Source organism: Streptomyces sp. NPDC042364, assembly GCF_056437585.1.
The window spans coordinates 441,174-460,981 of sequence record NZ_JBWKAJ010000001.1; the positions used below are offsets into that span (position 1 = coordinate 441,174).

The 19,808-nt window shown below is 69.8% G+C and carries 16 protein-coding genes, 1 tRNA gene and 1 pseudogene; 8 read left to right on the forward strand and 10 right to left on the reverse strand.

Annotated features, from left to right (window positions below):
- Window positions 1-3: 3 nt before the first annotated feature.
- Window positions 4-630 (reverse strand): chorismate mutase, encoded by a 627-nt coding sequence (locus AC067N_RS01865; RefSeq protein WP_478676900.1) that lies wholly within the window; start codon window positions 628-630, stop codon window positions 4-6.
- 97 nt (window positions 631-727) lie between these two features.
- A complete protein-coding gene (locus tag AC067N_RS01870; protein WP_478676901.1) occupies window positions 728-1,630 on the reverse strand; it encodes a hypothetical protein in 903 nt (300 codons plus the stop codon).
- 116 nt (window positions 1,631-1,746) lie between these two features.
- On the opposite strand from AC067N_RS01870, the gene AC067N_RS01875 reads away from it, so the two are divergent.
- From AC067N_RS01875 to AC067N_RS01895, 5 genes are all read left to right on the forward strand, one after another.
- Window positions 1,747-2,154: a chorismate mutase gene (locus AC067N_RS01875; protein WP_478676902.1), complete on the forward strand. Its 408-nt coding sequence runs from the start codon at window positions 1,747-1,749 to the stop codon at window positions 2,152-2,154.
- A gap of 140 nt (window positions 2,155-2,294) precedes the next feature.
- Window positions 2,295-2,831 carry a response regulator gene (locus AC067N_RS01880; protein ID WP_478676903.1) on the forward strand — a complete coding sequence of 179 codons (537 nt, stop codon included), beginning with the start codon at window positions 2,295-2,297 and terminating at the stop codon, window positions 2,829-2,831.
- 90 nt (window positions 2,832-2,921) lie between these two features.
- Window positions 2,922-5,459: an aminopeptidase N gene (gene pepN / locus AC067N_RS01885; RefSeq protein WP_478676904.1), complete on the forward strand. Its 2,538-nt coding sequence runs from the start codon at window positions 2,922-2,924 to the stop codon at window positions 5,457-5,459.
- Between the two features lie 190 nt (window positions 5,460-5,649).
- The gene (locus AC067N_RS01890) at window positions 5,650-7,041 is read left to right on the forward strand and encodes a pyridoxal phosphate-dependent decarboxylase family protein (protein WP_478676905.1); all 1,392 of its coding nucleotides are present in this window, start codon (window positions 5,650-5,652) and stop codon (window positions 7,039-7,041) included.
- Window positions 7,038-8,498 (forward strand): lysine N(6)-hydroxylase/L-ornithine N(5)-oxygenase family protein, encoded by a 1,461-nt coding sequence (locus AC067N_RS01895; RefSeq protein WP_478676906.1) that lies wholly within the window; start codon window positions 7,038-7,040, stop codon window positions 8,496-8,498. The genes AC067N_RS01890 and AC067N_RS01895 overlap by 4 nt, the downstream gene beginning before the upstream one ends.
- Before the next feature lie 103 nt (window positions 8,499-8,601).
- Here AC067N_RS01895 and AC067N_RS01900 read toward each other — a convergent pair whose 3' ends face one another.
- Window positions 8,602-10,410, reverse strand: coding sequence for a bifunctional metallophosphatase/5'-nucleotidase (locus tag AC067N_RS01900; protein WP_478676907.1), 1,809 nt, complete (start codon window positions 10,408-10,410; stop codon window positions 8,602-8,604).
- Between the two features lie 196 nt (window positions 10,411-10,606).
- Here AC067N_RS01900 and AC067N_RS01905 point away from each other — a divergent pair, with 196 nt between their 5' ends.
- A complete protein-coding gene (locus AC067N_RS01905) occupies window positions 10,607-11,314 on the forward strand; it encodes an SIMPL domain-containing protein (RefSeq protein ID WP_478676908.1) in 708 nt (235 codons plus the stop codon).
- 130 nt (window positions 11,315-11,444) lie between these two features.
- Window positions 11,445-12,884, forward strand: a complete 1,440-nt coding sequence (gene pyk, locus AC067N_RS01910; protein ID WP_478676909.1) for a pyruvate kinase — start codon at window positions 11,445-11,447, stop codon at window positions 12,882-12,884.
- 6 nt (window positions 12,885-12,890) lie between these two features.
- Here pyk and AC067N_RS01915 read toward each other — a convergent pair.
- Window positions 12,891-12,998: pseudogene (locus AC067N_RS01915) on the reverse strand (helix-turn-helix domain-containing protein); the annotation flags it as partial.
- Between the two features lie 25 nt (window positions 12,999-13,023).
- Window positions 13,024-13,097, reverse strand: a tRNA-Leu gene (locus AC067N_RS01920).
- 101 nt (window positions 13,098-13,198) lie between these two features.
- Between AC067N_RS01920 and AC067N_RS01925 the strand changes: the two genes are divergently transcribed.
- Window positions 13,199-13,855 (forward strand): ANTAR domain-containing response regulator, encoded by a 657-nt coding sequence (locus AC067N_RS01925; RefSeq protein WP_478676910.1) that lies wholly within the window; start codon window positions 13,199-13,201, stop codon window positions 13,853-13,855.
- 79 nt (window positions 13,856-13,934) lie between these two features.
- Here the strand turns inward: AC067N_RS01925 and AC067N_RS01930 are convergent, their stop codons facing one another.
- The 5 genes from AC067N_RS01930 to AC067N_RS01950 form a co-directional block, all read right to left on the reverse strand.
- Window positions 13,935-14,651, reverse strand: a complete 717-nt coding sequence (locus tag AC067N_RS01930; protein WP_478676911.1) for an ABC transporter ATP-binding protein — start codon at window positions 14,649-14,651, stop codon at window positions 13,935-13,937.
- Window positions 14,648-15,544, reverse strand: a complete 897-nt coding sequence (locus AC067N_RS01935) for an ABC transporter ATP-binding protein (RefSeq protein ID WP_478676912.1) — start codon at window positions 15,542-15,544, stop codon at window positions 14,648-14,650. The genes AC067N_RS01930 and AC067N_RS01935 overlap by 4 nt, the downstream gene beginning before the upstream one ends.
- A gap of 3 nt (window positions 15,545-15,547) precedes the next feature.
- Window positions 15,548-17,377, reverse strand: a complete 1,830-nt coding sequence (locus tag AC067N_RS01940; protein WP_478676913.1) for a branched-chain amino acid ABC transporter permease — start codon at window positions 17,375-17,377, stop codon at window positions 15,548-15,550.
- A gap of 5 nt (window positions 17,378-17,382) precedes the next feature.
- On the reverse strand, window positions 17,383-18,315 hold the full coding sequence (locus AC067N_RS01945; protein WP_478676914.1) for a branched-chain amino acid ABC transporter permease: 933 nt from the start codon (window positions 18,313-18,315) through the stop codon (window positions 17,383-17,385).
- Window positions 18,316-18,427: 112 nt separating this feature from the next.
- Window positions 18,428-19,660, reverse strand: a complete 1,233-nt coding sequence (locus AC067N_RS01950; protein WP_478676915.1) for a branched-chain amino acid ABC transporter substrate-binding protein — start codon at window positions 19,658-19,660, stop codon at window positions 18,428-18,430.
- Between the last annotated feature and the right edge of the window lie 148 nt (window positions 19,661-19,808).

Sequence of the window (19,808 nt, forward strand, 5' to 3'; positions counted from 1 at the left end):
CGGTCACGACCGTGCGCACACCGAGGGCAACGCCCGCTCCAGCCCCCTCAGATGCAGGACGTCCAGCCGATGGCCGTACGCCGACCAGGCGGCCGCGCCGTACAGCCGCGGCTCGCACGACGGCGAGCTGCGCACGCCCTCGGTCGCCACCAGCGCGTCGAGCAGCCCCGTAGTGATGCGGTCGAGCGCCGGCCGGACCTCCTTGTCGAGGTCCGGCCGCCGGGTGGGCCGCTCCTCGGGGTGCGCGTCCCAACGCGCGTACAGCCCGCGCTGCACCAGCTTGTTCGCCTCGATCTGGTCCCGGAAGACGGCGACCACCGAGTCAGGGTCCAGGCCGAGCCCGACGGCCCGTGCGGCGACGTCATCGAGGATCTTCCGCTCCCGCGCGGGGTCGTCGATCGGCCGGTCGGTGCCGTACTTGGCGGCGGCCACCTGGTCGGCTACCAGCAGCCGCTCGGCGAACAGGTCCGTCAGCGAGGTGAGTCCATGAGCGGCGGAAGGCGCCGACACCGGGGGCCGCGGCTGGGCGGCGGCGGGTACGGCGGCGGCACCGGAGAGCAGCAGCGCGGCGGATGCGGCGACCAACACGGACCGCGTTCGTCGGATTCGCACCGGGGGCGTCCTTTCCATGGGGGTGTGATCAACCTACAAGGGGGCACACGGGCACCCCCACGCCCTGACAAGGGAACGCGCCGCACCCGCCCCACACCCTCCGGGGACAGAACAACTAGGTGTCGCACTCCAGCACCGTCCGGCACAACCCGCAGCGGGCCCGCACCCGCCCCCGAACCGGCACCCGGATGCGCTGATGACACGTCGGACAGGGAAACGACACCCGCAACCCCCCACCCCGCGCCCCCTCCGGCGAGAAGGCGTACGGCACCCCCCGCTCAGCCCCGCCCTGCCGCGCGTCCCGCGCACGGCGCCGGTCCCGCGCGTACCGCCGCCGCCCCGCCCACCCCGCCGCGGACAACGGCGGCTGCTCCTCGTCCCGCCGCGCCCGCACCCGGCCCTCCGTGTACGCCGCGTACGCCTGCGCACTGGTGAACCACACCGAAGGGTCCTCCCCGAAGACCCGCGCCCGCTTGGCCAGCACGTACCCGAACTCCTCCGGCGTCAGATACCCCAGCTTCTGCGACGACGCCCCGTCCTCCCGGTACGCGTCCAGCAGCAGCCAGCCCGCCCCCAGATACGTCGCCGCCGTGTCCGTGAGGATCTCGTTCTCACGGACCCCGGGGAACGACAGCCCCAGACGGTGCAGACAGACATGCGCCACCTCATGCGCGAGGGCCGCGCCGATGTCCCGCCGATGCCTACGGAAGCGGTCGTTCAACTCGACGAAGTACTCCGGCCCGGCGGCCAGTTCGACGTTCGCCGCATGGGCCATCTCCCGGAAGCCGACGATCAGCCGGGCGTCCGGCAGCCGATAGTGCCGCACCAGCTCACGGGCGACCCGCTGGGCACCCAGATGCAGATCGTCGGTGTCGCCGAACGCCACGTCGACCGGGGCGACACTCGTGTCGAACGAGTGGACCGTGTCGTACGACAGCCGCTTGTAGAGCGCGGTGACCGACTCCCGCACGACCTCCAGGTGCGGGTAGCCGTGCTCGACCGGTCCGCCGTTCGCCACGTCCGCACCCCCAAAGACGCCTCGACACGTCCACTCTAATCCGCTGCGGCCCGGCGTCCGCCGGGCCGCCGGGAGCGGCGTGAGACGGCCGGCCGGGCCGACGTAGGGTGACGACCATGACCACCAGCGACACCAACGAGGCGAACAGCGGGGCGGCGGCCGGAGAGGTCGACGCCGAGGTGCGTGCGGAGCTCACCCGGCTGCGGGACAGCATCGACAACATCGACGCCGCCGTCGTCCACATGCTCGCCGAACGCTTCAAGTGCACCCAGCGGGTCGGCCACCTCAAGGCCGCGCACCAGCTGCCCCCCGCCGACCCGGCCCGCGAGGCCCAGCAGATCAACCGGCTGCGCGGACTCGCCGAGAGCGCCAAACTGGACCCGGCCTTCGCGGAGAAGCTCCTCAACTTCATCATCGCCGAGGTCATCCGGCACCACGAACGCATCGCGGACGACGCGCTGAACGGCACCACCGGCACGAGCAGCGCGAACGGCGCGAACGGCGCCGGCACGGGACAGCGGTGACCCCGGGGGAGTGACATCACGCCCCCCGGCGGGCATCCTGCGTGGGCACTCTTCGTCAGACACTGACAACACGCAGTGAGAAACTCGGATCAAGGCGCCGCCGACCGCGCGCCCCAGACCCGAGCGAGGGGACACGGGCCATGCCGCCGGAAGCCAAGATCCTCATCGTGGACGACCACGAGGACACGCTCTACGCCCTGGAGAGCGCCCTGGCCCCGCTGGGCTACCGCCTGACCCGCGCCACCAACGGCGACGCCGCGCTCAAGGAAGTCCTGCGCGGCCAGGTCGGCCTGCTCCTCCTCGACGTACGCATGCCCGGCGTCAGCGGCCTCGACGTAGTCCGCTACATGCGCGGCGTCGAACAGACCCAGCACATCCCCGTCATCCTCCTCACCGGTTTCGGCTCCGACGCCGAGCTCACCGCCGCCGCCTACCGCCTCGGCGTGGCCGACCTCGTCATGAAACCCATCGACCCCTGGGCGCTGCGCACCAAGGTCCGCTACCTGTTCGACGCCCACGAACGCTCCCACGCCCTGGAACGCGAGGTCCGCGAACTGCGCGCCCGCCTCAAGGACCACCAGGACCGAGACGACCGCAAGCACACCGACACCGGCCGCCTCCCCGCACCACGGGGACGCACGGACGACACGCGGGACAGCGCGAACGACCGGGCATAGGCCGCATACGACCGGGCGCGCGGCGCGTACGACCGGACATAGGTGGCGTACCCGGCCCGCCCCTGTCCCGTGCCCGGGGCATCAGGCAGCATGTCCCTCATGTCCGTACTGACGCGCGACGAAGCGCAAGCCCGTGCCCGGCTCCTCGACGTCCACCGCTACGAGATCACCCTCGACCTCACGCGCGGCGACGAGACCTTCGACTCCCGTACCGTCATCCGCTTCACGGTACGGGGAAAGAAAAAGGCCGCGCACACCTTCGTCGAGCTCAAGCCCGCCGACCTGCGCTCCGTCACCCTCGACGGCAAGCCCCTCGACCCAGGGGCCCTCGACGGCAACCGCCTGCAACTCACCGGGCTCGCCCCGGGCGAACACGAACTGCGGGTCGACGCCGCCATGCGCTACTCCCGCACCGGCGAGGGCATGCACCGCTTCACCGACCCCACCGACGGTGAGACCTACGTCTACACCCAGCTCTTCCTGGACGACGTCCAACGCGTCTTCGCCGCGTTCGACCAACCCGACCTCAAGGCCGTCTTCGACCTGACCGTCACCGCCCCCGAAGGCTGGACCGTCCTCGCCAACGGCATCACCGAACAGCAGGACGACGGCACCTGGCGCGCCGCCACCACTCCCCGCATCTCCACCTACCTCGTCGCCGTCGCCGCCGGCCCCTGGCACTCCGTCCGCACCGAACACCGCGGCCTGCCCTTCGGCATCCACTGCCGCCGCTCCCTCGCCCCCTACCTCGACACCGACGCCGACGAGATCCTCGACGTCACCCGCGCCTGCTTCGACCGCTACCACGAGAAGTTCGAGGAGCCGTACCCCTTCGACTCCTACGACCAGGCCTTCGTCCCCGAGTTCAACGCGGGCGCCATGGAGAACCCCGGACTCGTCACCTTCCGAGACGAGTTCGTCTACCGCTCCGCCGTCACCGACACCGAACGCCAGACCCGCGCCATGGTCATCGCCCACGAGATGGCCCACATGTGGTTCGGCGACCTCGTCACCCTCACCTGGTGGGACGACATCTGGCTCAACGAGTCCTTCGCCGAGTACATGGGCTACCAGACCCTCACCGAGGCCACCCTTGGGGGGTCCGGGGGGACTCCCCCCAGAAAGTGGGGCACCGACACCTGGGTCGACTTCGGCGTCGCCCGCAAGGCCTGGGGCTACGACGCCGACCAGCGCCCCTCCACCCACCCCGTCGCCCCCGAGAACGTCGACGACACCGCCGCCGCCCTCCTCAACTTCGACGGCATCTCCTACGCCAAGGGCGCCTCCGCCCTGCGCCAGCTCGTCGCCTGGCTCGGCGAGAAGGACTTCCTCGCCGGCATCAACGCCCACTTCACCCGCCACCGCTTCGGCAACGCCACCCTCGCCGACTTCATCGACAACCTCGCCGGCGCCACCGAACGCGACGTCCACGCCTGGGCCGACGCCTGGCTGCGCACCACCGGCGTCGACACCCTCACCCCCAAGGTCACCCGCGGCACCGACGGCACCTACACCCTCACCGTCGACCACACCGGCAGCCGGCCCCACCACATCACCGTCGGCATCTACGACCAGGACCTCGGCGACGACCAGGGCAACCTCACCCTCCGCGAGAGCCTCGCACTCGACATCCCGCAGAACGGCGAACAGCCCATCGGCAAACGCCCCGCCCTGCTCCTCCTCAACGACGCCGACCTCACCTACGCCAAGGTCCGCTTCGACCCCGACTCCTTCACCACCGTCACCGGCCACCTCAGCGGACTCCCCGACCCGCTCACCCGCGCCGTCGTCTGGAACGCCCTGCGCGACGCCGTACGCGACGCCGAACTCCCGCCCACCGCCTACCTGGACGCCGCCCGCACCCATCTGCCCCGGGAGAGCGACCTCGCCATCGTCCAGGGCGTCCTCACCTTCGCCACCACCCAGGTCGCCGACCGCTTCCTCACCCCCGAGCAGCGCCCCGCCGGCCTGTCCACCCTCGCCGCCCTGTGCCGCGACCTCATCCGCCGCACCGAGGACGGCGACAACCCCGGCCTGCGCCTGACCGCCGTACGCCACTTCATCGACGTCGCCGCCCACCCCGACACCATCGCCGCCTGGCTCGCCGAAGGCACGGTCCCCGGCGGCCCCGAACTCGACCCCGAACTGCGCTGGCGCGTCCTCGGCCGGCTCGCCGTCCTCGGCGCGGTCGACGCCCGGGCGATCGCCGAGGAACTGGAACGCGACCCCAGCGCCACCGGCCGGGAAGGCGCAGCCCGCTGCCGGGCCGCCCTCCCCGACCCGGACGCCAAGCAGGCCGCCTGGGAGGCGATGTTCACCACCGACGACCTCTCCAACTACCTCTTCACCGCGACCGCCCAGGGCTTCTGGCAGCCGGAACAGGCCGAACTCCTCCAGGAGTACGTCGACCGCTACTGGGACGACGCGGTCGCCCTGGCCGCCAGGCGCGGACCCGCCATCGCGGAGGCCGCCGGACGCTGGGCGTTCCCCGTGTACGCGGTGGAAGCGCAGACGCTCGGGCTGGGGGAGCGGTGCCTCGGCCAGGCCGACCCCATTCCGGCCCTGCGGCGCAAGCTGGTGGACCAACTCGACGACCTGCACCGCGCCCTGAAGGTGAGGGAGGTGTAGCCGGCCTCCGGGCCAAGCCGTCGGGGACGGGGCCGGCCGCGGTCCGCAGGTAGTGCGTGGCCGGCCGCGCGGTTCCCCGCACCCCTGACGTGCGCGGCCCTTACCCTCTTTCGAGTTGTCATTGTCGGTTTTTTCGGAAGTCGCACCTCATCCTCATACAAGATGGGATTCCCGCGCTCCGGAGGACCTCATGCCCACCCCGCCCCTCGCCTCGGGCCCCCAAGACCCCGACGCGCTGCGGCCGTTGATCGACACCGTGCTCGACGCGCTGCGGGACGGCGCCGAAGCGAGAGGCGGCCCACTGCCCGCCGGCGGACCCGAAGCGGTCGCCGCGGCAATGCGGGACGCGCTCGGCGACCCGCTGCCCGCCGAAGGAGACCCACAGGCGCTACGGCGGCTGGTCCACGCCCTCGCGGCCGGCACCGCGGACCCCGCCCACCCACTGTGCGCGGCCCATCTGCACACCCCGCCCCTGGCGGTCGCCACCGCCGCCGACCTCGCCGCCTCCGTACTGAACCCGTCGCTGGACTCCTGGGACCAGGCCCCGGCCGCCTCCGCCCTCGAAGCACTCGTCACCCGGGCCCTCGCCGCCGAGACCGGCGCGGCCGACGCCCTCGTCACCACCGGCGGCACCGAGTCCAACCAACTCGCCGTCCTCCTCGCCCGCGAAGCCCACACCGGAGTACGGCTCGTCTGCGGAGCCAACGCCCACCACTCCCTGCCCCGCGCCGCCTGGCTCCTCGGCCTGCCCGAGCCCGTCATCGTCCCCACCCCGGCGGGTACCCTCGACCCCGCCGCCCTCGACCACGCGCTCACCCGGCTCAAAGGGCCCCTCCTCGTCGCCGCGACCGCCGGCACCACCGACGCCGGACTCATCGACCCGCTGCCCGGCATCGCCGACCTGTGCACGGCCCACGGCGCCCGCCTCCACATCGACGCCGCCTACGGCGGAGGCCTCCTCTTCAGCACCCGCCACCGCCCCCGCCTCACCGCCCTGGACCGCGCCCACACCGTCACCCTCGACCTGCACAAACTCGGCTGGCAGCCGGTCGCCGCCGGACTCCTCACCGTCCGCGACGCGTCCGACCTCGCCGTACTCGGCCACCGCGCCGACTACCTCAACGCCGACGACGACACCGAAGCCGGCCTGCCCGACCTCCTCGGCCGCTCCCTGCGCACCACCCGCCGCCCCGACATCCTCAAGATCGCGGCCACCCTCGCCACCCTCGGCCGCACCGGGCTCGGCGCCCTCGTCGACCAGGTCTGCGACCTCGCGCACCAGTTCGCCGCACTCATCGACGCCCACCCCCGCTTCGAGCTGTACGACCGGCCCACCATCAGCACGGTCCTGTTCCGCCCCGCCCACGCACGTGACGACGACGTGGCCGCCGTACGGCGAAAACTCCTGCACGACGGCCGGGCGGTCCTCGGCCGCGCCGTCCTCGACGGCCGGCTCTGGCTCAAGACCACCCTGCTCAACCCCCACACCCGGCCCGGCGACCTCGCCACCCTCCTCGAACTCGTGGAACGCGCCGACCCCGCCGCAGCCGCGGACCTCCCCGAAGGACACACCCCGACATGAGCACGACCCCGTCCGCCCCGAACCCCGCCCCCGCCCCCGCCACCCCGAACCGCGAACCCGAAGCCCCCCGCGACGTCGTCGGCGTGGGCATCGGCCCCGCCAACCTCTCCCTCGCCGCCCTCGCCCACCCCCTCGCCGAACTCGACGCCGTCTTCTACGAACAACGCCCCGGCTTCCACTGGCACCCCGGCCTGCTCATCGAGGGCGCCACCCTCCAGGTCCCGTTCCTCGCCGACCTGGTGACCCTCGCCGACCCCGCCAGCCCCTGGTCGTTCCTCAACTACCTCAAGACCCGCGACCGGCTCTTCCCCTTCTACTTCGCCGAGCGCTTCCACATCCAGCGCGCCGAGTACGACGCCTACTGCCGCTGGGTCAGCGAGAACCTCCCCGGCCTCCACTTCGGCCACCAGGTCGACGCCGTACGCTGGAACCCCGAACGCGACCTGTTCGAAGTAGACTTCACCCGCCTCGACACCGACGGCCACGCCGCACACGGCCGCACCCACACCCGCAACGTCGTCCTCGGCGTCGGCACCGAACCCTTCGTGCCCGAGCCCCTCAGACCACTCGTCGAGGCCCCCGGTGTCCCCGTCATCCACGCCGCCGACTACCTGGACGCACGCGACCGCCTCCTCACCGCCGGACACATCACCGTCATCGGCACCGGACAGTCAGGGGCCGAGGTCTTCCTCGACCTGCTGCGCCACCGGCCCAACGGCCGCGAAGGGCTGCACTGGCTGGGCCGCACCGAGGCCTTCGCCCCCATGGAGTACTCCAAGCTCGGGCTGGAGCACTTCACCCCCGACTACACCCACTACTTCCACGCCCTCGCCGAATCCACCCGCGCCCGGCTCGTCACCACCCAGTGGCGCCTCCACAAGGGCATCGGCACCGACACCATCGCCGCCATCCACGACGAGCTCTACCGCCGCACCCTCGACGGAGGCTGGCCCGACACCGTCCTCACCCCCGGCGTCCACGTCCGCACCGCCGGTCGCCTCGCCGCCACCAAGGTCGAACTCCACCTCGAACACACCGAACAGGGCACCCGCTCCCGGCTCACCACCGACGCCGTCGTCCTCGCCACCGGCTACCGCGAACGCCCCCTCGACCATGTCCTCGCCGGCCTCGACCCCTACATCCGCCGGGACAGCCACGGACGCCCCCGAGTCGACGAACACTTCCGCATGATCCTCGACCCGTCGATCACGGCCACCGGCAGCCAGGTCCACATCCAGAACGCCGACCTCCACACCCACGGCGTCGGCGCCCCCGACCTGGGCCTCGCCGCCTGGCGCAGCGCCACCATCCTCAACACCCTCACCGGCAAGGAGACCTACCCCCTGCCGAGCCGCACCGCCTTCACCACCTTCGGCCTCGAACCCCGGCCCCACGTCCCCCGGGCCAGGAACGAGAAGGCCACCAGCCCGCCGAGCCCCCTGGCCGACGTGCGCTGACCCACCGGGAGCGGCCATGGCACACACGCCGAACGGCGCCGGCGCACCACCGGGCGCCGACGCCGTTCGACCTGTCACCCCCGCGAGGCGGAGAGCCGTTCTCCTAGAAGACCGGCGTACCGTTCCGCGTCAGCTTCCAGTCCACCGACGCGAACTGGGCCGGGTCGATCGCCCCCTTGGCCTTCACCCACGCGATCATCGTGTTACGGATCTCGTCCGAGTTCGACCACAGCATCGGCGCCGCCGCCACATGCGGGAAGTTGCCGCCGCCGTTGGCCCGGTAGTTGTTCACCGCGAACACGAACTTCTGGTCGTCCGCCAACGGCGCACCCTCGAACCGCACGTTCCTGATCCGCGAACCGGCCGGCTGCGCGATGTCGATCTCGTACGACAGACCGCTCACCGCGTCGTAGTTGTAGTCCGGCGTACCGTTCGCGTTCGTCAGCTTCGCCGGGTCCACCACCGCGTCCGGCGCCGTCTGCACGAAGTAGTTCGCCGAGAACTCCAGGTACGCCTTCATCTGCGCACCCGTCATCAGACGCGCCTCCAGCGTGTTCTCGAAGACATACAGACCGGCGACATCACGGATGGTGACGTTCCCCGCCGGGATCACCGCGCTGCGGGAGAACGCCGCCGCCTGCGACAGCACCGGCAGCGACGCGTACTCCGACGAGGCCAGCGCCTGCTTCACCGTGTCGGCCTGGATGTGGTTGATCAGGTCGATGATCGGGACGTCCTTGTACGGCGCCTCCACCGACGTCATCGTCGCGGTGTTCGTACCGATCACCTGGTTGACGTACGCCACGACCTTCTCGTGCTCGTCCGACAGCAGCTTCACGATCTTCGGGTCCTCCTCCACCGTGTTGGAGTTGAGAACCTGCGCACCGACCTTCTCGACCTTCCAGCAGCCCCGGCTCCACACCAGCTCGAAGTCGAACAGCGTCAGCCGCTGCCCCCACTTCAGCGGCTCCGACAGTACGACCTGCTTGCCGGTCTTCTTGTTGGTGACGAAGTACTCCGGGATCTCCGTGTGCGCGTGCCCCACCAGGATCGCGTCGATCCCCGGCACCTGCTCCGCCACCAGACCCGCCGCGTTCTCGATGTACGGCAACTGGTCACCGTACGACGACGTCCCCGACGAACCGCTGTGCGCCGACACGATGACGACGTCCGCGCCCATCGACCTGAGCTTCGGCACCCACTTCGCCGCCTGCTCCTCCAGACCCGGGAACGTCATCTTCCCCTGCACGTTCGCCTTGTCCCAGATCGCGATCCCCGGGTTCGTCAGACCCAGCACCGCCACCTTCACATCCCGCCCGAACGGCGTCCGCAGCCGGTGCATGCTGAACGGCGGGAACGCCGGGCGCAGCGTCTTCGCGTCCAGCGCGTTCGCACCCAGCAGCGGGAAACGGCACTGCTCCTGGAACTTCCGCAGCACCGGAATGCCGTAGTTGAACTCGTGGTTCCCGAGCGCCGCCGCGTCGTAGTCGATCGCGTTCATCGCCTGAGCCATCGGGTGGACGGGACCGCCCTTGGCCGTGATCGGGTCGACCTTCGCGTAGTAGTACGACAGCTGGGTGCCCTGGATGGTGTCACCGGCGTCGATGAGGAGCGTGTTGCCGCGCCCCTTCTCCTCGCGGATCCGGTTCACCAGGGTCGAGATCTTCGCGAGGCCGACGTCGTTGTGCGCCTTGTCGTCGAACTCCTTGTCCGTGAAGTAGTCCCAGTTGAAGACATTGCCGTGCAGGTCGGTCGTCCCCATCACGGTGAAGCGGTACCGCTTCGGGGTCTTCTCCTTGCCGCCGGTCGCTTCGGCCGCCTGCGCGGTCGGCGCCAGAGCCGAACCGGCGATGGCCACACCGGCACCGGTCACGGCTGACTTCTTCAGAAACTTCCGGCGGTTCAAGGCCATATCGGGCACTCCTCGGGAGGAACGGGATCTCAACGCGCGTAGACAAGAGGAACAAGAAAAAAGGCCACACGCGACAACGCGCGTAGATTCTGACCCGTACATTCCACACAGCGACAGACCCCGCAGGTTGCGATCTGGTGACCGGTCCCCGACGGGCCCCCACCGCAACCGGACCCGCGGTGACAGAGTGGGGCGTATGACCAGCAGCCCGGAGCAGCCGCACCCCACCGCCGTCCCCTACGGCACCCCCGAAGCACCCCGCATCGCCGTCCGCGGAGAGGCCCACCTCGAAGTCGACCCCGAGATCGCCCGCATCGGCATCACCGTCACCGCCCGCGGCAAGGACCGCCGCACCGCCCTCGACGACCTCACCCGCCGCAACAACACCGCCCTCCACCTCGTCAAAAGCTACGGCGACGCAGTCGAACGCCTGGAAACCGGCGCCTTCTCCCTCACCCCCCAGCTCAAGGAGAAGGGCCGCGGCGAACGCATCCACGCCTACCACGGCCGCGTCCACATCACCGCCGAACTCACCGACTTCACCGCTCTCGGCGAACTCACCACCCGACTCGCCGACCTCGACCTCACCCACGTCGACGGCCCCTGGTGGGCCCTCCGCCCCGACTCACCCGCCCACCGCGAAGCCCGCCGCCAAGCCGTCCGGGAAGCCGTCCAACGCGCCCGCGAATACGCCGAGGCGCTCGGCACCTCTCTCGCCGCCCTCGTCGAACTCGCCGACCTCGGCGCCGAAACCCCCGAACCCCTGCGCCCCGCCGCCTACGCCCGCACCATGGCCTACGCCACGGAAGACGCCGCACCCGCCTCCCTCGACCTCGAACCCGAGCGCCAGCACATCCACGCCCAGGTCAACGCCCGCTTCACCATGCTGCCGCCCGCACTCTGAACGCCCCCGCGATGCCCTGCGTACGGCTTCACCCTCTGATGACTACTTGTCAAATACCCTTCAAGCAGGGGACGTTGAGCAGTCAAGTGCCCCCAAGCCCCTACCGGCGGGTAAGTCATAGGCTCGATCCATGCGCCGAGCAAAGATCGTCTGCACCCTCGGGCCCGCCACCGACTCGTACGACCACATCAAGGCACTGGTCGACGCCGGAATGGACGTAGCCCGTCTCAACCTCAGCCACGGCGACCACGCCGAACACGAGCAGCGCTACCACCACGTCCGCAAGGCATCCGACGAAACCGGCCGCAGTGTCGGCCTCCTCGCGGACCTCCAAGGCCCGAAGATCCGCCTCGGCCGCTTCACCGAAGGCCCCGTACTCCTCGAACGCGGCGACACCTTCACCCTCACCGTCGAACCCGGCGTCGAGGGCGACCACGAGATCTGCGGCACCACCTACGCCGGCCTCGCCACGGATGTCACCACCGGCGAACGCATCCTTGTCGACGACGGCAGAGTCACCCTCGAAGTCACCGCCGTCGACGGCCCCCGCGTCCACACCGAGGTCATCGAGGGAGGCATCGTCTCCGACCACAAGGGCCTCAACCTCCCCGGAGCCGCGGTCTCCGCCCCCGCCCTCTCCGCCAAGGACGAGGACGACCTCCGCTGGGCCCTGCGCACCGGCTTCGACCTCATCGCGCTGTCGTTCGTGAGGTCGGGCAAGGACATCGAATCCGTCCACCGGATCATGGACCAGGAGGGCCGCCGGCTCCCCGTCATCGCCAAGGTGGAGAAACCCCAGGCGGTCGACGCCCTCGACGACATCGTCGCCGCGTTCGACGGAGTCATGGTCGCGCGCGGTGACCTGGGCGTCGAGATGCCCCTCGAACGTGTCCCCCTGGTCCAGAAACGCGCCATCACCCTCGCCAGGCGCAACGCCAAACCGGTCATCGTCGCCACCCAGATGCTCGACTCGATGATCCACAACTCCCGCCCCACCCGCGCCGAGGCCAGCGATGTCGCCAACGCCGTCCTCGACGGCGCGGACGCGGTGATGCTGTCCGCCGAGACCGGCGTCGGCAAGTACCCGGCCGAGACGGTCCGCACGATGAGCCGCATCGTCGCGGCGGCCGAGCAGGACATGCTGGCCGACGGCCTCCCACCCCTCACCGAGCACAACAAGCCCCGCACCCAGGGCGGCGCCGTGGCCCGCGCCGCCGCCGAGATCGGCGACTTCCTCGGCGCGAGGTTCCTCGTCGCCTTCAGCCAGTCCGGCGACACCGCCCGGCGACTCTCCCGCTACCGCTCCCCGATCCCCCTCCTCGCCTTCACCCCCGACCCGGCCACCCGCTCCCGGCTCAGCCTCACCTGGGGCGTGGAGACGTTCCTCGGGCCGCGGGTCGACTCCACCGACGCGATGGTCGAACAGGTCGACGAACTGCTGCTGCGGTACGGCCGCTGCGAGAAGGGCGACACGGTCGTCATCACCGCCGGCTCCCCGCCCGGCGTAACGGGCTCCACGAACATGGTCCGCGCCCACCACATCGGCGAGGACGACGGCCCGAAGGGGTAAGGGTCGGTGCCTGGGGCCGACGTGGGCGCCGAGGAGAGCGGCGGAGGCCCTTCGGGCGACAGAGATGTCGTACGGAGCGCCGTTGCGGGTGCGGTGCGTCCACTCGACACCGAGCGTGACCTTCGAATTGAAGGAAAAGTGCCCCGGGTGGGATTCGAACCCACACTGAATACCTTTTGAGGGTATCGTCTCTGCCGATTGGACTACCGGAGCTCCTGCGAATCAAAGGCCGGCTCTGACCCGCCGTGCCCCCACCTTACCGCAGCTAGGTACCCTCTTGTCAGCAGTACCCCTGCCCTGAACAAGGAGCCCACGTGACCGCCCCCGAGTCGCCCCAGCCCCTCGACGCGCCCGACGACGACAAGTCGCACGTGCCTCCGCTGACGACCCGTGTCGTCATCGCCGAGGACGAGGCGCTGATCCGCCTTGACCTCAAGGAGATGCTCGAAGAGGAGGGCTACTCCGTCGTGGGCGAGGCCGGTGACGGTGAGCAGGCCATCGAGCTGGCCCGGGAGCACCGCCCCGACCTGGTGATCCTGGACGTGAAGATGCCGAAGATGGACGGTATCTCCGCCGCCGAGAAGATCGCCGAGGAGAGTATCGCCCCGGTGCTGATGCTGACCGCGTTCTCGCAGCGCGACCTGGTGGAGCGGGCGCGGGACGCCGGTGCGATGGCGTACCTCGTCAAGCCGTTCAGCAAGAGTGACGTCGTGCCCGCGATCGAGATGGCGGTGTCCCGGTTCACGGAGCTGAAGGAGCTGGAGAAGGAGGTCGCCGACCTCACGCTCCGGCTGGAGACCCGGAAGCTGGTGGACCGGGCGAAGTCGATCCTCCAGACGGAGTACGGGTTGACGGAGCCGGCGGCGTTCCGGTGGATCCAGAAGACGTCGATGGACCGTCGGATGTCGATGCAGCAGGTCGCGGAGGCGGTCATTCAGGACGCCGAGGAGAAGAAGGCCGCGAAGGGCTGACGGCGGCCCCCGTACGTATGAGGAGGCCCGCACCCCCTGGGACAGGGGGTGCGGGCCTCCTCGTGTACGGGTCTGCGGGCTAGTCCTCGCCGAGGTACGCCTTGCGGACCGATTCGTCGTGCAGCAGGTCCCGGCCCGTGCCCGACAGGACGATGTTGCCGACCTCCATGACGTGGCCGTGGTCGGCCAGCGAGAGGGCGGCCTGGGCGTTCTGCTCGATGAGCAGGATGGTCATGCCCTGGGACTTCAGCTCGGCGATCGTCGCCATGATCTTCTGCATCATGATCGGCGAGAGGCCCATGGAGGGCTCGTCGAGCATGAGCAGCTTCGGCTGGGACATGAGCGCGCGGCCCATGGCCAGCATCTGCTGCTCGCCACCGGAGAGGGTGCCGGCGGCCTGCTTGCGACGTTCGCCCAGGATGGGGAAGAGGTCGTAGGCGCGCTGGATGTCCTTCTCGATGCCGGGCTTGTCGCTGCGCAGGAAGGCGCCGAGGTGGAGGTTGTCCTCGATGCTCATGCGCGGGAAGATGTGCCGCCCCTCGGGGGAGTGGGCGAGTCCCAGCGAGACGACGTCGTGCGCGGGGATCTTCTTCAGCGACTTGCCGTTGAACTTGATCTGGCCGCCGACCGGCTTGAGGAGGCCGGACAGGGTGCGCAGCGTCGTGGTCTTGCCGGCGCCGTTGGTGCCGATGAGGGTGACGACTTCGCCGGCGTTGACCTTGAAGGAGATGCCCTTGACGGCTTCGATCTTGCCGTAGGCGACCCGGAGGTCCTCGACTTCGAGCAGTGCGGTCATCGGTCGTTCTCCTTGCCGGGCGCGGCGTCGGTGTGGGCCTCGGCGTGTGCTTCGGCGGCCTCGACTTCCGCGACCTCCTCCTTGCCGGGGGCGTCTTCGAAGGGTTCGCCGAGGTAGGCGGCGACGACGCGTTCGTCTCCCTGGACGGTGGCGCTGTCGCCCTCGACGAGCTTCTCGCCCTGGACGAGGACGGCGACGCGGTCGCAGAGGTTGAAGATGAACCGCATGTCGTGCTCGATGACGAGCACGGCGATGCCCTTGTCGCGGATGGCGAAGACGAGTTCCTCGGTGGCTCGTGTCTCCTGGGGGTTCATGCCCGCGGTGGGCTCGTCCAGGAGGAGCAGGCCGGGTTCGCTGGCGAGTGCCCGGGCGATCTCCAGCTTGCGCTGTTCACCGTAGGGCAGGTTGCGGGCGAGGTGTTCGGCCTTGGCGTCGAGGCCGACGAACGCGAGGAGTTCCATGGCGCGTTCGCGGGAGGCGGCTTCGGCCTTGTGGAAGCCGGGGCCGCGCAGGAGGGCGGACCAGAGGCCTTCCTTGGTGCGGGTGTGGCGGCCGACGAGCACGTTCTCCAGGACCGTCATGTTGGCGAACAGACGGATGTTCTGGAAGGTGCGGGCGATGCCGGCGGCGGTGACCTTGAAGGACTTGGGCGGGAGGACCTGGCCCTTGTAGCGGACTTCGCCCTCGGTCGGGATGTAGAGGCCGGTGAGGCAGTTGAAGAAGGTCGTCTTGCCGGCGCCGTTGGGGCCGATGAGTCCGACGATCTCGCCGCTGTTGACCGTGAGGTTGACGTTGCGTACGGCGGTGAGTCCGCCGAAGCGCATGGTCACGCCGCGGGCGTCGAGGACGGTCTCCCCGGTTGCGGTGGCCTTGGTGGTGGTGTCGGTGGTCATGGGTCAGGCCCCTGCCTTGCTGAGGACTGTGGGCGCTTCGGCTTCCTCGTGGAATTCGAGCTGGCGGCGCCGGTTGGGGATGAGGCCTTCCGGACGGAAGCGCATCAGCAGCACGAGCGCGAGACCGAAGGCGAAGAGCTGGTAGTCGCCGAGGAACTGGAGCTTGGCGGGGATGAGGTAGAGCAGTGCGGCGCCGACGAGGGGGCCGCTGATGGTGCCCATGCCGCCGAGGACGACGGCTGCGAGGAGGAACGCCGAGTTGGGCGGGACCACGTGGGCGAACTGGTACTGCTCGGGGGTCACGGTGTAGGTGACGTGGGCCTGGACGGTGCCGGCGAGGCCGGCGAGGGCGGCGCCGAGTGCGAAGGCGATGAGCTTGACGCGGAAGCCGTTGATGCCCATGGCGAGTGCGGCCGTCTCGTCCTCGCGGATGGCGATCCAGGCGCGGCCGATGCGGGAGTCGCTGCTGCGTCGGAAGACGACGACCACGATCAGCGTGATGAGGAGCATCAGCAGGAAGTAGTTGGCGAAGCGGCCGACGGTGAAGCCGGCGAGGCTGTGTTCCTGCCCGAAGTCGAATCCGAGGATGTTGAGGTTCGGGACGGAGGAGATGCCGTTGGAGCCGTTGGTGATGTCGGGTCCGGAGGTGCCGTCCATGTTGAGGACGGTGATGCGGAAGATCTCACCGAAGCCGAGGGTCACGATGGCGAGGTAGTCGCCGCGCAGCCGCAGGGTCGGGGCGCCGATGATGACGCCGAAGACGAGGGCGACGGCGGCGCCGAGGAGGGCGGAGGCCCAGAACGGCAGCTGGATGTCGAACGGCGAGGAGGGGGAGCCGGAGACCATGGCCGCGGTGTAGGCGCCGACGCCGAGGAAGGCGACGTAACCGAGGTCGAGGAGGCCGGCGAGGCCGACGACGATGTTCAGACCCAGGGCGACGGTGGCGAAGATCAGGATGTAGACGCCGATCGTCGCGTACTGGTCGTCGGACTGGGTGAAGGGGAACGCGGCGGCGGCGACGAACGCGCCGATCATGGTGACGTTGCGGTGCTTGGCCGTGAGCGCCGAGATCCGGCCCACGAGACCGGCCTTGGCGGCGGCGGCGAAGCCGAAGCCCGCGGTGATCATGAAGCCGACGAAGAGCTCGTCGTACTCGGTGCCGATGCCGTAGGTGAAGACGGTCAGTCCGAGGGCGAGTGCCGCGACGATGACCAGGATCTCGGCGTAGGCGGGGAGCTGGCGCGCGGGGGCGGGGGTCTTCGTCGCGAGGGCGGACTTGAGGAGGGAGCCGACGTGGCGCATGCTCCGGCGGATCCGCTCCTGCGGGGTCTCGTCCTCCGGGTCGAAGAGTTCGTCCTCCGGCCGCTCGAACGGCAGCGAGAGCGCGCCGACGAGTGCGGCGAGGGTGGCGACGCCGGCGATCCAGCCGCCGGGCTCCAGGTTCACCAGGCCGCCGAGCTGGACGCCGATGGCGATGATGGTGAACCAGGTGGTGGCGAAGGTGCCGGCCGCCGCCAGGGTGATGGCGCTGTCCGCGCCCGCGGGCACCAGCCAGCGCAGGCCCTTGATGCCGTACGAGGCGAGGCCGAACAGGGCGGTGAGCGCGCCGCCGATGAGGACGAGGACCTGGAGGCCGCCGGGGTAGCCGTAGACGGTGAGGTCGCCGGGGAAGGCGGAGGTCCACGTCCAGGCGAGGAAGGTGGAGATCACGGCGAGGACACCGCCGCCGGTGGCGAGGGCGCGGCCGACGTTCTCCGGAAGGCCGATCAGACCCTTGGGGGCGTCGGCGGCGGGGGTGCTGGGGGTGTTCGGTGCGGAGGTCTGTGTGGTCATCGGTGTCACGCCCTGTCCGACACGCGCTCGCCGAGCAGACCCTGGGGCCTGAAGAGGAGCACGAGGATGAGGAGTACGAACGCCCAGACGTTGGCCCAGGACTGGCTGCCGAACTGCTCCATGCCGGGGATGTCGGAGATGAAGGCGGTGGACAGCGATTCGGCCACGCCGAGGACGAGGCCGCCGAGCATGGCGCCGTAGATGTTGCCGATGCCGCCGAGGACGGCCGCGGTGAACGCCTTGAGGCCGAGGATGAAGCCCATGCGGAACTGGACCTGGCCGTACTTGAGGCCGTAGGCGACGGCGCCGATGGCGGCGAAGGCGGCGCCGAGGGCGAACGCGATCACGATGATGCGGTCGGTGTTGATGCCCATGAGCTTGGCGGTGTCGGGGTCCTGCGCGGTGGCCTGCATGCCGCGGCCGGTGCGGGTCTTCATGACGAAGTAGGCGAGGACCGCCATGCTGATCGGTGCGGCGATGAGCAGGAAGATGTCACCGGTCTGGATGGTGACGCTGCCTATCTCGAAGGGGCCGCCCTCGATCTGCGGGAAGTTGATGGAGTCCTTGCCCTCGGGGTACCAGGCCCACACGGCCTGCTGGAGGGCGAGGGAGAGGCCGATGGCCGTGATGAGCGGCGCGAGGCGTGGTGCGCTGCGCAGGGGGCGGTAGGCGAATCGTTCCGCGCCGACCGCGACGAGCGTGGCGACGAGGATGCCGCCGACGAGCATCAGGGGCAGTGCCACCCACATGGACGTGCCGTCGGGCAGCACGTACAGGTACATGGTGAGGGCGCCGAATCCGCCCACCATGAAGATCTCACCGTGGGCGAAGTTGATGAGCTGGACGATGCCATAGACCATCGTGTAGCCGATGGCGACCAGCCCGTACATGGATCCCAGTAGCAGGCCGTTGACCAGCTGCTGCGGCAGTTCGTTCACCGCATGTCCTCCGAGACTTTCGGATAGTCGAGGGATGTGACCGGATGTGAGTCCGCGCGGGGCGCCAGTGGTGCAGCGCCCCGCGCGGCTCATGGTTGGGTGCGGGGTGGGGTCAGCCGGAGTAGGTGCCGGACTTGACGGCCTTCCACTCGCCGCCCTCGACGGAGTAGACGGTGAGCTGCTTGTTGGTGGCGTCGCCGTACTCGTCGAACGAGACCTTGCCGGTCACGCCGTCGAAGGAGACTCCCTGCATGGCCTCGGTGATCTTGGCGCGGGCGTCGCTCGGAAGCTTGCCGTCGTTGTCCTCGACGACCTTCTTCACGGCCTCGATGATCGCCCAGGCCGAGTCGTAGGAGTAGCCGCCGTAGGCCTCGTAGTCGTCCTTGTAACCGGCCGCCTTGTAGTTGGCGACGAAGTCCTTGGCGGAGGGAAGCTCCTCGACCGGGGCGCCGACGGAGGTGGCGAGGTCGCCGGTGCCGCTGTTGCCGGCCAGCTTGATGAACTCGGCGCTGTAGATGCCGTCACCGCCGACGAGCGGGACCTTGGCACCGGCGGCCTTGATCTGCTTGCTCAGCGGGCCGGCCTGCGGGTACTCACCGCCGTAGTAGACGACGTCGGCGCCGGAGGACTTGACCTTGGTGGCGACCGCGGAGAAGTCCTTGGTCTCGGGGTCGATGTGCTCGGTGCCGACGACCTTGCCGCCGAGCTTCTTGAACTCGTCGGAGAAGGTGGCGGCCAGACCGGCGCCGTAGGTCTTCTTGTCGTCGATGACGAAGACCTTCTTCTTCTTGGCGTCGTTGTAGACGTACTGCGCGGCGAACGGGCCCTGGATGGCGTCCGTGGTCGCGGTGCGGAAGTACGACTTGTACGGGCGGGTCTTGGTCTTCTGCCAGTCCGTGCCCTGGGTCAGGGCCGGGTTGGTGTTGGCCGGCGAGACCTGGACGAGCTTGGCGTCGTCGAAGACCTTCTGCATGGACTCGGCGACCGAGGAGTTCAGCGGGCCGACGACGCCGAGGACGTCCTTGTTCGCGACGAGCTTGGTGGCGTTCTGCTGACCCGAGGAGGGCTGCGCCTGGTCGTCGAGGGCCTCGACCTTGAAGGTCACGCCGTCGACGGTCTTCTCCTTGTTGGCCGTCTTGGCGGCGAGGTCTACGGAGTTCTTGATTCCGAGACCCAGCGCGGACAGGTCGCCGGTCAGCGGTGCGTCGACACCGATGACGACAGTGGTTCCGCCGCTGCCTTCGGAGTCCGAGCCGGCGCTGTCGTCGCGCGAGCCGCAGGCGGTGAGGGTGAGAGCTCCCGCCGCCAGCGCGGCGGTGATGGCGATGAGCGAGCGTTGACGCACGTTCAGTCCTTTCCGTGGCACGGCCCCTCCTGGTTGAGCGGGCCGAGTCGAGCGCTGGACGAAAATGACTTCGAATCCGATGGCGCGGTGACTGGGCGTGACTCTAAGCGTGTGATGGGAACGTGGAGGAGGGTCTGACCGAGGCTGT

What these genes read in the sequence shown, in the direction of transcription:
- AC067N_RS01865 (WP_478676900.1), bottom strand. Translation starts at nt 630, where the DNA reads ATGGAAAGGACGCCCCCGGTGCGAATCCGACGAACGCGGTCCGTGTTG.
- AC067N_RS01875 (WP_478676902.1), top strand. Translation starts at nt 1,747, where the DNA reads ATGACCACCAGCGACACCAACGAGGCGAACAGCGGGGCGGCGGCCGGA.
- AC067N_RS01880 (WP_478676903.1), top strand. Translation starts at nt 2,295, where the DNA reads ATGCCGCCGGAAGCCAAGATCCTCATCGTGGACGACCACGAGGACACG.
- pepN (WP_478676904.1), top strand. Translation starts at nt 2,922, where the DNA reads ATGTCCCTCATGTCCGTACTGACGCGCGACGAAGCGCAAGCCCGTGCC.
- AC067N_RS01890 (WP_478676905.1), top strand. Translation starts at nt 5,650, where the DNA reads ATGCCCACCCCGCCCCTCGCCTCGGGCCCCCAAGACCCCGACGCGCTG.
- AC067N_RS01895 (WP_478676906.1), top strand. Translation starts at nt 7,038, where the DNA reads ATGAGCACGACCCCGTCCGCCCCGAACCCCGCCCCCGCCCCCGCCACC.
- AC067N_RS01900 (WP_478676907.1), bottom strand. Translation starts at nt 10,410, where the DNA reads ATGGCCTTGAACCGCCGGAAGTTTCTGAAGAAGTCAGCCGTGACCGGT.
- AC067N_RS01905 (WP_478676908.1), top strand. Translation starts at nt 10,607, where the DNA reads ATGACCAGCAGCCCGGAGCAGCCGCACCCCACCGCCGTCCCCTACGGC.
- pyk (WP_478676909.1), top strand. Translation starts at nt 11,445, where the DNA reads ATGCGCCGAGCAAAGATCGTCTGCACCCTCGGGCCCGCCACCGACTCG.
- AC067N_RS01930 (WP_478676911.1), bottom strand. Translation starts at nt 14,651, where the DNA reads ATGACCGCACTGCTCGAAGTCGAGGACCTCCGGGTCGCCTACGGCAAG.
- AC067N_RS01935 (WP_478676912.1), bottom strand. Translation starts at nt 15,544, where the DNA reads ATGACCACCGACACCACCACCAAGGCCACCGCAACCGGGGAGACCGTC.
- AC067N_RS01940 (WP_478676913.1), bottom strand. Translation starts at nt 17,377, where the DNA reads ATGACCACACAGACCTCCGCACCGAACACCCCCAGCACCCCCGCCGCC.